The sequence below is a fragment of the Flavobacterium sp. JP2137 genome (genome assembly GCF_050562195.1).
In the GTDB taxonomy this organism is placed as follows: domain Bacteria; phylum Bacteroidota; class Bacteroidia; order Flavobacteriales; family Flavobacteriaceae; genus Flavobacterium.
This window is the reverse complement of the sequence record NZ_CP191647.1, coordinates 1,255,898-1,267,943: the sequence shown is the minus strand read 5'-3', so window position 1 is coordinate 1,267,943 and position 12,046 is coordinate 1,255,898. Positions and strand designations below refer to the sequence as shown.

6 protein-coding genes are annotated in these 12,046 nt (G+C 47.1%); 3 read left to right on the top strand and 3 right to left on the bottom strand.

Going from position 1 to position 12,046, the window contains the following annotated elements:
- Nucleotides 1-59 precede the first annotated feature (59 nt).
- Nucleotides 60-1,469, top strand: a complete 1,410-nt coding sequence (locus tag ACQZ43_RS05515) for an MBL fold metallo-hydrolase (RefSeq protein ID WP_430614959.1) — start codon at nucleotides 60-62, stop codon at nucleotides 1,467-1,469.
- Between the two features lie 166 nt (nucleotides 1,470-1,635).
- Here ACQZ43_RS05515 and lepA read toward each other — a convergent pair whose 3' ends face one another.
- The gene (lepA, locus tag ACQZ43_RS05510; RefSeq protein WP_430614958.1) at nucleotides 1,636-3,432 is read right to left on the bottom strand and encodes a translation elongation factor 4; all 1,797 of its coding nucleotides are present in this window, start codon (nucleotides 3,430-3,432) and stop codon (nucleotides 1,636-1,638) included.
- Nucleotides 3,433-3,784: 352 nt separating this feature from the next.
- Here lepA and ACQZ43_RS05505 point away from each other — a divergent pair, with 352 nt between their 5' ends.
- Entirely contained in the window at nucleotides 3,785-4,660 is an 876-nt protein-coding gene (locus ACQZ43_RS05505; protein WP_430614957.1) for a hypothetical protein, read from the top strand.
- Here the strand turns inward: ACQZ43_RS05505 and ACQZ43_RS05500 are convergent.
- Nucleotides 4,643-8,365, bottom strand: a complete 3,723-nt coding sequence (locus ACQZ43_RS05500) for a metallophosphoesterase (RefSeq protein WP_430614956.1) — start codon at nucleotides 8,363-8,365, stop codon at nucleotides 4,643-4,645. The genes ACQZ43_RS05505 and ACQZ43_RS05500 overlap by 18 nt on opposite strands.
- Nucleotides 8,366-8,393: 28 nt before the next feature.
- Here ACQZ43_RS05500 and ACQZ43_RS05495 point away from each other — a divergent pair, with 28 nt between their 5' ends.
- Nucleotides 8,394-9,584, top strand: coding sequence for a Pycsar system effector family protein (locus ACQZ43_RS05495; protein ID WP_430615606.1), 1,191 nt, complete (start codon nucleotides 8,394-8,396; stop codon nucleotides 9,582-9,584).
- Here the strand turns inward: ACQZ43_RS05495 and ACQZ43_RS05490 are convergent.
- Nucleotides 9,565-11,937: a GAF domain-containing protein gene (locus ACQZ43_RS05490; RefSeq protein WP_430614955.1), complete on the bottom strand. Its 2,373-nt coding sequence runs from the start codon at nucleotides 11,935-11,937 to the stop codon at nucleotides 9,565-9,567. The two genes, ACQZ43_RS05495 and ACQZ43_RS05490, sit on opposite strands and share 20 nt — an antisense overlap.
- Nucleotides 11,938-12,046 lie beyond the last annotated feature (109 nt).

Genomic DNA, 12,046 nt, shown 5'->3' with positions numbered 1-12,046 from the left:
ACAAACAACGGCCGACGATTTCGCATCGAACGCCCGTTGCAAACAAATACTATCGACAGATGAAAATAGAACAAATTTATACCGGATGTTTGGCGCAAGGCGCATATTATATAGAAAGTGAAGGCGAAGTAGCCATTATCGATCCGCTGCGCGAAGTGCAACCGTACATCGACAAGGCCACGGCAAACGGCGCTAAAATCAAATATATCTTCGAAACGCATTTCCACGCCGACTTCGTAAGTGGACACGTGACTTTGGCAGAAAAAACCGGGGCTCCGATTATTTATGGACCTACGGCAACACCTACTTTTAAGGCGCATATTGCCACGGATGGCGAGGTGTTTAAGCTGGGAAAAATTACCCTGACCGCTTTGCACACTCCGGGACACACCATGGAGAGCACCACCTATTTACTCCGAGACGAAAACGGACACGACCACGCCATTTTTAGTGGAGACACCTTGTTTTTGGGCGATGTAGGTCGGCCAGACTTGGCACAGAAAGCGACCAATATGACGCAAGAGGAATTGGCGGGTACGCTTTTTCACAGTTTGCGCGACAAAATCATGACTTTAGGCGACCATGTAGTGGTTTATCCAGCACATGGTGCGGGTTCTGCCTGTGGCAAGAATCTCAGCAAGGAAACCATAGGCAATTTGGGCGAGCAAAAGCAAACCAACTACGCCCTGCGCGCCGATATGACCAAAGAGGAATTTATAGCCGAGGTTACCGACGGTTTACTGCCGCCGCCGAGCTATTTTCCACTCAACGTGAAACTCAACAAAGAGGGCTACGAAAACGTAGAGGAAATCGTGTTGAAAAACCGCGCATGGAGTCCGAGAGAATTTCAGGTTGCCGCCGAGGAAAACACCGCTTTGATCTTGGATGTGCGTTCCATTACAGACTTCGCACAAGGCCATATTCCAGGGGCTATCTTTATCGGAATTGACGGACAATTTGCACCATGGGTAGGGGCTTTGATTACCGACATCAAACAACCCATCTTGTTGGTAACCCCTCAAGGCCGAGAAGAAGAAACGATCATTCGCTTGTCGCGAGTGGGCTACGACAATTCGCTGGGCTTTTTAAAAGGCGGATTTGAGGCGTGGAAAGACGCGGGTATGGAATGCGATACCGTGGAACAAATCGATGCGGCCACCTTTGCACAAAAGGCAAAACAAGATTCCATAAACGTATTTGACGTGCGCAAACCCGGGGAATTTGAAGCCTCGCATTTGGAAGCGGTCAACCACATTCCATTAGACGTTTTAAACGACCATTTAAGCGATTTCCCGACCGATAAACCGTTTTACATACATTGTGCCGGCGGCTATCGCTCGTTGATCGCAGCGTCTATATTAAAGGCCAGAGGATACCACAACATGATCGACGTTATCGGTGGTTTTGCAGCGATCAAACAGACCGACGTACCAACGACAGAATTCGTTTGTCCTTCGACCTTAAAATAATCTTTTATCGGGTTGCCGATTGACTTATCTCTAAAAACTGCTCTACACCCTGGAGCAGTTTTTTTTTATTCCGCGATTGGTATCCATAAAAAAAACTGCCTCGCGTACGAGACAGTTTATATTTAAATTCAGTCCGGCGGTATCGCTACCGCCGGGCTTATTGTTTTTAGTCGTTGAGCTTTAATACCGCCATAAACGCCTCTTGTGGAATCTCTACGTTTCCTACCTGACGCATACGCTTTTTACCGGCTTTTTGCTTTTCGAGCAACTTTCGCTTACGAGAGATATCTCCCCCATAACACTTGGCTGTTACGTCTTTTCGCAAGGCCTTTACCGTTTCTCTCGCGATGACTTTTACACCAATCGCCGCCTGAATTGGAATGTCGAATTGCTGACGCGGAATCAACTCCTTTAATTTTTCGCACATCTTTTTACCGATGTGGTGTGCGTTGTCTTCGTGTATAAGAGCCGAAAGGGCATCGACGATTTGCGCATTGAGCAAGACGTCTACTTTAACCAATTTGGACTGACGCAAACCTATAGGCGAATAGTCAAATGAGGCATACCCCTTGGACACGGTTTTTAAGCGGTCGTAGAAATCGAAAACGATTTCGGCCAAAGGCATGTCAAAGGTCAACTCCACGCGCTCTGGCGTTAGGTAGGTCTGATTGGTGATAATTCCCCTTTTGTCGATACACAAGCTCATCACCTGACCGACGAAATCGGATTTGGTAATGATCGTCGCTTTGATATACGGTTCCTCTACGCGCTCCAAGCGCGAAGGCTCTGGAAGGTCGGAGGGGTTGTTGACGATTAACGGACGGTCTGGATCCTTTTTGGTATAGGCCAAATACGACACGTTGGGCACTGTGGTAATCACCGTCATGTTGAATTCTCTCTCGAGGCGCTCTTGGATGATCTCCATGTGCAACATCCCCAAGAATCCACAGCGAAATCCAAATCCCAAAGCTGCAGAGCTCTCTGCGGCAAACACCAATGAAGCATCGTTCAATTGGAGTTTCTCCATAGAGTTTCTCAACTCCTCGTAATCTTCGGTATCTACGGGATAAATACCCGCGAAAACCATGGGTTTTACGTTTTCAAAACCCGCAATCATATTTTGTGTTGGCGTTTTGGCATCGGTAAGGGTATCCCCTACTTTGACCTCTTTGGCCTCTTTAATTCCAGATATCAAATAGCCCACATCTCCAGTAGAGATTTTTTGTTTGGGCGTTTGGTTTAACTTTAACGTTCCTATCTCATCGGCGAAATACTCATTTCCCGTGGCCATAAACTTAATTTTCTGTCCTTTGGAAATCGATCCATTGATCACGCGAAAAATTACTTCAATACCGCGGAAAGGATTGTAAACCGAGTCAAAAATCAAGGCTTGTAACGGCTCTTCCGGATCTCCTTTTGGAGGGGGAATACGCTCGATGATCGCCGCCAATATATCTTCTACACCCAGACCTGTTTTGCCAGAAGCCGGAATAATGTCTTCGTATTCGCAGCCCAAAAGTTCCACGATATCGTCGCTTACCTCTTCTGGATTGGCACTGGGCAAATCGATTTTGTTTAAAACCGGTATGATTTCCAAATCGTTTTCCAAAGCCAAATACAGGTTGGAAATCGTTTGTGCTTGAATGCTCTGTGCGGCATCTACAATCAACAATGCCCCTTCGCAGGCCGCGATTGAACGCGAAACTTCGTATGAAAAATCGACGTGTCCCGGAGTATCTATTAGGTTGAGTATATAGTTTTCTCCTTTATAGACGTATTCCATTTGGATGGCGTGAGACTTAATAGTAATCCCGCGCTCGCGTTCCAAATCCATACTATCTAGCAATTGAGCTTGCTTCTCTCTAGCGGTTACCGTTTGGGTAGCATCTAGAAGTCTATCGGCCAAGGTACTTTTACCGTGGTCGATATGGGCAATAATACAAAAGTTTCTTATGTTCTTCATCGTCGTTCAATATCAGTTGGTTTCGATTGCGCAGCGCTAAAAACAGCCTACTGTTGACTGTAGTATTCGGTGCGCAATTTTTGTTTTTTGTATAGTTTGCCTCAAAAATGCTGCAAATACAGTATATGCTGCAAATATAGTTTAAAGTTTGAATCTTTTTTATATTTTTTACGTTGCCTCCTTAATATAAGGTCAAAAAAGAAGTGGCTGTGCCTGAGCACTGGGCGGCAAACGGCTGGAAAACCTCCCGCTTAAGGCCTTATGGCCTCCCGTCTGCACAAGGAGCCGTAACACTGGGCTCATTTCCCATAAAAACCGTATCTTTATAGGTTAGAACATAAGATAATCGATTATGAGAACCATCAATTCCCTGCTGCTGTTACTAGTTTTTGCCAGCAGCTGCGCACAGAAAAACGACGTTGCCGAAGTTTTATACGCTTTTCCCAAAAGCCTGAAAGAGGTTTCGGGCATGCACTTGGATTCCAACAATCTCCTGTGGGTCGTTGAAGACAGCGGCAACAAAAACGAGTTATACGCCTTGGATTCCACGGGCAAGCTCCAAAAAACGCTTCGCATTACCAATGCGACGAACCACGATTGGGAAGACCTTACATACGATGCGGCCGAAAATTTATACATCGGCGATTTCGGCAATAACGGCAACGAGCGTCAAAACCTCAAAATCCTCAAAATCGATAAACAAGCGCTGCAAAACGCTGCGGAAACCACCGCGGAGGAAATTGCCTTTTACTATCCCGAGCAAGAGGCTTTTCCGCCTAAAAAAAGCGAATTTCTCTACGATGCGGAGGCCTTTTTTGTACTGGGCGACTCCTTTTACATCTTTACCAAAAACCGCAGCAAGGGCTTTGACGGTTCGGCTTTGGTGTATCGGGTTCCCAACCAACCGGGGCGCCATGCGGCTACGCTAATCGGCACCTTCAAAACCTGCGGCGTTTACAGCCAATGCGCCATTACCAGCGCGGCAATCAGTCCGGATTTAAAGACCATCGCCGTCTTGACCCAAGGCAAAGTTTGGCTGATCGAAAACTTCGATGCCAAAAACATCCTCTCAGGCAAGGTATCATCGTTCAACCTCAACCACCTCACTCAAAAAGAGTCGATTTTATTTCAGGACAACCAGACCCTATTGCTGTCCGACGAAGCCAAAAAGAAACAGGGTGGCCAGGTATACCGCATCGATTTAAAAGACTTAAAATCCAAATCCTAAACCAAACACAAAGCGACCGCCATCTTCACTTCTAAAGTAAGAGGTTTGCAGGGTTAGGGATTCGATTGCATTGACCCAGATACCCAATCCATACGAGTTGTGCCATTTGTCGGATACTTCACCGGGATTCCAAACCCGACCGAGGTCAAACCCAATCAGCATCCCGTATTGCATCGGAACGAGTCCCCCGTTGATCTCGGCTATATTCCAACGCAGGTCCGAGCTGTGCATCAGGGCCTGTTTGCCGGTAAAACGCTCGGGGCGAAAACCGCGGAGTTCGTCGTTACCGCCTAGAGTCGCGGCATGGTAAAAATCATAGCCGTTGTCCAGTCGGGCTTTATACTTGAATTTCGAAGCCCAAACAAAGCGCTCTAAGCGATCGATGGGCACGTTAAAATGCACACTGGTGTTGATAAAGCCAAATTGCTTGTCGCGCTGGTCCAAATTGTATTTCCAGCCCGACTCCCAATGGAATCCAAAGCCCAAAGTAGGCTTGGATTTGGAGTTGTACCGTTCGTAGTCGTAATTGATTTGAGCGCCTAAGTACTGCTGAAAGCGAAATACCTCGGGCGAAACCTCTGTGGATTCGGTGACAAAACGCCCCGAGCTCTTTTCGACCTTTAGGGCTTCAAAACTCGCGGCAATTTCAAACATACCCCCCAAACTGCCCTCGTAGCGGTAGGCGGGCTTGAGCTGATACGATTCGATGCGCACCCGTTTGTGGTCGTCGCCCTTTTCCTCGTCGAAGAAATGGGTTTCGTTGCCGTAACCGTAAAAATTCTGTGCAAAGTTTGGACTGGTGGCCTTGGCTTCCACAGCAAACATCCACGAATCGGTGGCATTGGCAAAAAAGCCTTTATATGTCGCGTCCAAGCCTTTGGTTTCAAAGGAATAATTGGCCTTAAACGTGTGTTTGGTCGTAAAGGGATCCTGTACAAAATTACTTCTAACCGAAGAAAAATTGATGCCCAACTTTACGCCGTCATCGGGGTTGTAGCCCGCATTGGGCAACAGCATATTAACGGCCAAGGGCACCTTGCGGTAGTCGTAATTATTCAAATCGTAGCGGTCGCTAAAAACCGTGCGCACCGCGTTGTTTGCCACAACGGTATTCTTTTTGGTCTTGTAATCGTAAACGATCAAATTGCGGTTGTTGTCAATTTGAAAGCTGTCGTGGTTTTGTCCGCCGATCAGTCGGATTTTAATGCTTGCCTTGCTGGAACCCGTCACCAAAAACGCATCCTCATCGTCTAATCCATACACCCATATCTCGTCGGTTTCGGCGGGATTATAAGTGCGTTCAAAGATTTTTTCCTCGCCGCTTTTTTTGCTGCGGTAGTGCTCCAATTGCACCGCGCCATCAGCGAGTCTGGTCAAGGTAAAGCGGTCTTTTTTATCGGTTCCCTTAACGATCGCCGTTTGGGCCAGGGCGCGGTAATACGCCTGGGCAAAATCGGCCAATTTCGCTCTTCGCACTTTTAGGGTTTTTATAATGCGCCTCATTTCGGCATCCTGTACTTCTACGGGCAATTTTGCAAAGGCCGCTTCGATATGGGCATCGGTCAATTGGCTTTCAATTTCCCTGGCCTGAGCCACCCACTCCGCTTCCGTTTTGTTTTTCAGGAAATCGATATCCATGGGAAAGGCGGTTTTATTCATCCATCGCGCTGCCGGAAAGTCTTCTTTAAAACTCTGCATGTGGCGCAGCGGCGGTAATTTTTTGATCAACGACAACAGGGCACCGTCTATTTTGGCGAAGGCCTGATCGCGATCGCGGGGAATCGGTTTGTAGATCACGGCATCGCCGTCTTTGAATTCCGCCCAACGCCATTGGTCGGCATGTCGGTCCCAATCGCCTATGAGCATATCGAACAAGCGCGCCTTTAAATAAGCGGCATCGTCTATGCGGTATTTTTCGTCTTTTCGCAATTTATTCATCACGTCGTCGGTGCTGATGATGACCTCGGCATTGCCAAAGGACTCCTCGTCTTCGTGGCCGTCGGTCGGTCGTTCTTCAATCATGTAGAGTTCGTTTCCATAAAGGGCGTTGTACCGGCCTAAAGCGGGTTGTTTGGGAATGTAGTACAACTCGGGATTGGTGTGATAAATTCCCAAAGCCTCCGACAAATCGCCCACTATAAACGGGGTAAAAGGATGGGCTGTGGTATAAAAGTCATAGATAAAGCGCTCGGCAAAGGTGCCCTTGATCGACTCCTCGACGTATTGGTCTTTAAAAACGGCCGACTGCACAAATCGCGAGGCGCTTTTTCTAACGCCGCGCATCACGTATTCCTTGCCCTCACCAGACAGCAACCGCAGCGACAGGGATTGATTTCCCCCGCCGGAGATCTTGGGACTTAAACCGCCGTGAAGATCTTCCAGATACAGGGCTGGTGCGGCGATATCCATGCCGTAATACGCCCGGTAATGCGCACCCCAGAAATAGCGGTACACACCGCCTTTTTCCGTCCAAGCCTTGGGGTAAATAGCCGCTTGAACCACGGCGGGTTTGTCTGCCGGAAATTCAAAGGCAAGCTCGGGCAAGGGACTGATGATCTGTCGGCTAAAAGCCAGTTCCTCTTTTCCGTCGGTTACGCTATAGAACTGAATGCGAGAAGCCCCGTCACTCAGCACTTGCAAAACGGCATAGCCCTGCTTACCCGACGAGAAACTCACGGGCTGTATGGCACGGGCTTCGTCTTCCTTGGATCCGGCTCCGCTAATCACTTGTTTAACACCGTCTTTTTCTATGTATTGCTGGTTGTGTTCGTGTCCCGATACGATGATGATATTATCCTGCCCTTGTACTAAAGTTCGCACTCTGTGGGTTAATTCACTATACCGTTTATTTTGGATTTCCTGCGGACTCGCTCCGGACACCTTTCTCAGGTAATTGATCGCCGTACCCAATACCGGTGCGGGGATGTTTTTATAGGGAAACAGGTGTTTTTTTGCCGAGAAATAGCCCCCGTGCGATCCGTTGCTGTAAACGGGGTGGTGCATGGCAAGCACTATGGTTTTATTTTGGTTTTTGTTGAGCTGACTGCGCAGCTCTTCAAAGAAATCCTCTCGGGTTTTTATCGTACAGTCCTCGTTGATCTTGGGATGCCGGTTCCAATCCTGTAAAAACCACTCGCTGTCGATCACGAGCATCACCACCTCATCGCTGATTTTCAATCGCTCGATACCACAGGTTTTACGCGGTAAAAAAGCTTTTTTGTCTGCGAGTTTTTCCGTGACATAAGCCGCCTGAGCCAATACGCCTTCATAGCCGTTGTACCAATCGTGATTGCCGTTGATAAACACCGTTTTTCCCTTAAAACTTTGGGCTAAGGCGATTTGTGCTTCCAATTTGTGCTCGGCTAATTTTCGATCGGGCGCGTCCAAAGCGGGCATTCCCCGCGGATATATATTGTCGCCCAGGAACAACAGTGTACTTTCTTTATTCGCTTGGGTCAGTCGCATACTAAATGCGTCTAAAGTGCGTTTAGATTGAACCTCATCGGCATTGCCGGCATCGCCAATTAGATAAAAAGTGTGCAACACTTTTGCGGAATCGGCAACAACGGTTTCAATCGGTTGCGCAATTGCACTGCCATACTGATTTTTATAAGTAGCGCAAGACGTGAGGAGCAAGAGAAATAAAAAGACGTTAAAGGCCCAATATTTGTAAGAAATTGCGCTAGCGTAATAAAATATTTTCATAAGTTTAAAGTTCGTAAATTTGATCATGATGACAGTCCTGCAAAAAACTGAAGAATATATCGCTAATTTATACAAAGATACATTATCTCAGCAACATACTTATCACAATTATTCGCATACTGTACGGGTGGTTACTGCTGTTAGAGAACTCATTGCAGCGGAAGGCATCTCGGAAACCGAGGCGGAGTACTTGCAAATTGCCGCGTGGTTTCACGACATTGGCTACGGCCAAAACTGTGAGAAACACGAGGCGGAAAGCGCCAAAATTGCCGCCGAATTTTTGCAGCGCCAAAACTATGCACCCGAAAAGATTGCAATCGTTTGCGAACTCATCATGGCTACTCAATATTTAGTGGAGCCCAAAACCCCTTTAGAAGGCTTGATTAAAGATGCGGATTTCGTACACTTTGGCGACGCGAATTACGGTCAAATTTGCTGCTTGCTGCGCACCGAACTCCGCGATTGCAACAACCGCGATTTTTCCGATCTCGAATGGGCTATGGCCAATCGGGATATGATGCAAAACAAACACCGCTATTACAGTGCTCACGCACTAAAACACTGGCAACCGATCAAAGAACAAAACCTCTTAAAAATACACCAGCAAATCGAAAATTTAAACCAGCTCCAGCAACAAGAAGACAAAGCGCTTAAAAAACAAAAGAAAGCGGAAAAGGCCGATCGTCCCGATCGCGGCATCGATACGCTCTTTCGAGTAACGCTCAACAACCACACCAGGCTTAGCGATATCGCAGACAGCAAGGCCAACATACTGTTGTCGGTCAACGCCATTATCATTTCGATTTGCCTGTCGACCTTGGTGCCCAAACTCGACAGCGCCAAAAATGCCCACCTGATCTACCCCACTTTTGTCTTGCTGATTTCCAGTGTGGCCACCATCATTTGCGCCATACTATCGACCAAGCCCAAAGTGACCTCAGGTACCTTTACCCGCGCCGACATCGAGAAGCAAAAGGTCAATTTGCTGTTTTTTGGAAATTTCCACAAAATGCCCTTAGAAGAATATACCTGGGCCATTAATGAAGTGATGAAAGACCGCAGCTATTTGTACAATTCCCTCATTCAAGATTTGTATTACCTCGGCTTGGTGCTCAATCGAAAATACCGACTGCTTCGCATTACCTATAACGTGTTTATGGTGGGCATACTCGCCTCGGTGATTTCGTTTATCTGGGCCTTTATGGGTGCTGGTTTTTAAGAAATTCCGTCATAAGGTTCTCATAGGTATAGCCGCCAGCCCCCTCCAACTGTTGTCTACTGATCTCCACCCTCAAGGCTTGTAAGCCGGCGATGCCCTGGAGGTTTTCGATGGTGAGCTCTTCGATATGGGGCAGCAATACGTTTTTAAACTGCAAATAATTGATGTATTTGAGGTACTCCAAACGATCGGACGGATTCATATAGACGATGGTGATTTTGTTGGGCTGAACAATGCGCTCTTGGGTATTGATCACGCGTGCCTTGTCCAGGCGTTTCTTGATTACCTCGTATCTGGAATGGTAGGAACCGTCGATGTCAAAGCGCTTTTCGTCCATGCGGAACCGTATGGCTACAGCGGCGTCGTAAATCAAAACCAAGGAGGTCAATTGAATGTCGAAATGCGTGGTTTCCTTGTCTCTTTCGTGGGCATATACCATTTCAGACATCACTTGCAACTGCCACAGTCGCAGGTTGTGCAGATAGATTAAATCAAAGGATTTCTTCGGGTGTATCGATGCGCCTATATACATATTGTGATCCACGCCATCGCTTCTAAAACGCTCGTAATAATGCGGAAAAATCTGTTGTGCCTGCACCTGATTGCCGTCTAGGAAAGCCGATAGCTTTTTATTGACCTCTGCCACGGTGGCGTCAAAGAGCTTGCGCTTTTGGTAGTAGGTTTGCGAATCGTGATCGATGCCTTTGAAATACGCTACGATCGCTTCACTCTGGGCTTCTGTCCACAATATGCGTCGCAGCAGCGGATGAATTTCATTGATGATGTATTCTTCCATTTGCTGCTCCACCCCGGAAATCAGTTTCTTTTTTAACAAAGCGGCAAAGCGCTCCAACTCGAATACCCGTTGCTCAAACAGCAGTAGTTTTTCGGGTGTATTACTGCTCTTTAACAAGGACAGCAACAGGTTTACTTGCGTTTTTAAATCTGCCAAAACCGCCTCGTTGCGGATTGCCGTCGAGCCTTTGATATCGGTTTGACCAAAAAGCGGATACACCCGCTCGAAGGTAATTTCCTTATAGCTAAAGTTTTGCTGACCGATGGATTCAAAATATGCCTTTCTCGCCTCTTGTAGAAACTTCCAGTACACACTGGGGTGAATGGTGGTGTATTCCTTTTGTATAATCGCTTCCACTTGATTTTCTATATCGGCATTGACCCGCTCAAAAGTATCCAAGATAATCGGCATCACGTTGTCGAGCTTACGGGCATTCACACTGTGCAAGGCCCGCACTTCTGGAGAGACGATTTCGATGATGCCCTCCATTTTATCGCCCACCACAATCGGTGCCAGTATGCAGCTTCTTATATTTAACGATAACAGGTATTGCCCCATTTCTTCATTGCCGGCCTTTTGAGCAAAAACCGCCATATCCGATATGCTAAAATACGCCATGTCTTCAAACAAGACCTTGTAGACCTCTGGCGAGATGATCAGTTCATTGGTACGGGGCCGGAGCGAATAGCTGGCAAAACCCACTATAGCATTGGTGCCAATAATGATGCGCTCGGCTTCGAGAAAGGGGGTAAAACCGATTTGTAAATGCCGTATTTTAAAAATCGAACTAAAAATGCGTTGCAGCTCCTCTTCCAAGCTGTAGCGTTCCAATTCGGGTTTAAGCAGGTTGCCCTTTAAACTCGACAGCGCATTTTCTATGGTCACATCCACCAAGCTCAATATGCCAAAGCCCTTGATAATCCATGCTTCTGGCGGAAATTTCTTTTGCCACAACGCCAGGTCGTGGTAGTTTTCCTTTAAGAGGTGAATGTCCTCTGGCGTGATCGCTATAGCCGTTGCAGTGGGCACCACCTCGATAAAATCGGCATTGCTAAACATGCGGTAGTGCTTCATGATTCCCTTGGCATCGGGTATATCCGAAAAGTAGGGACGGCTGAGGTCAAAATCGGCCTTGTAGTAATAATTGAGAATAATACAGCAACACATGATATAGTACTCGTGCTGCCCCAGGTCGCGAATGATGATTTCAAAATCCTCCCCGGCATCGGCGAGAATTTTTTTAAAGCGATTCGAATAGTTAAAAGTCAGGTTTTGAAAGGGCAGGGAAATGGCCTTAATCTCGTTGTTTGTCAGGGCTACTGGAAACAGGGTCTCCAGCATTTTGGCAATCAGCGCTTCGTTTTTAAAGACCTCTTTATCGGTTTGCATACCCGAAATCAGTTCCGGATGCCGATGTACTTCGACGAGCAACTCCTGGTAATAGGCTACGAGATTGGGGTCTTTACCCTCTTGCACCACCCGCTCCATCTCTTCTACCCATTTGTGAAAAGAAATCAGAATTCGGAATGGGCTACTTTCAAACTTGGGGGATTTCATCAGTCGTTTTATTTTAGGTATCACAATCTACCGCCACCGCCACGCTGTTCTAGCGGGGATTAACCCACCGCAACTGCCGCGGCGCTAACGGTGTTATTTAGGCGTCAAT